Source organism: Pseudomonas sp. EL_65y_Pfl1_R83 (genome assembly GCF_963970695.1).
GTDB lineage: Bacteria > Pseudomonadota > Gammaproteobacteria > Pseudomonadales > Pseudomonadaceae > Aquipseudomonas > Aquipseudomonas tritici.
In genome coordinates, this window is the sequence record NZ_CAXAQI010000121.1 from 1 (window position 1) to 626 (window position 626).

General features: G+C 62.3%; 1 protein-coding gene. It reads left to right on the forward strand.

Features of this window, described 5'->3' with window-relative positions; translation table 11 throughout:
- A partial coding sequence (locus tag AACY08_RS27960; RefSeq protein WP_339472339.1) for a prolyl hydroxylase family protein occupies window positions 1-531 on the forward strand: 531 nt, incomplete at its 5' end.
- Window positions 532-626: the final 95 nt, after the last annotated feature.

Genomic DNA, 626 nt, shown 5'->3' on the forward strand with positions numbered 1-626 from the left:
CTCGATCCCGAAACGTCCACGGCCTTATGCGCGCGAGTCGATGCGACGCGACGGCCATCGACCCTGTCCGATTTCAACGGCGACCCGACCTTTCGGACCAGCGAGACGGGCGATCTCGATCCGTTCGATCCGCTGGTGATCGATCTCAATGCGCGGATCGCCGCCTTTACCGGACTCGATCCGGCACATGGCGAGCCGATCCAGGGGCAACGCTATGCGGTGGGACAGGAGTTTAAAGCTCACACCGATTATTTCGAACCCAACGGGATCGACTATCAGCGGTATTGCGGCATTGCGGGCAACCGTACGTGGACGGTGATGATCTACCTCAACCAGCCCGAAGCTGGCGGTGCGACCCGCTTCAAGGCGATCGACAAGATCATCCAGCCCGAAACCGGGAAGCTGCTGGCGTGGAACAATCGCCTACCCGACGGGCGGCTCAATCCCGCCACGTTGCACCACGGGATGAAAGTCCGCGCGGGCACCAAATATGTCATCACCAAATGGTTCCGGGAACTGCCCTGGCGCTGAGGCCAGAACGCGGCTGGCTCCGAGGGAGCGCCAAGCGCGAATGGTGGGCGCGGCAGGGATTGAACCTGCGACCCCACCCGTGTGAAGGGTGTGCT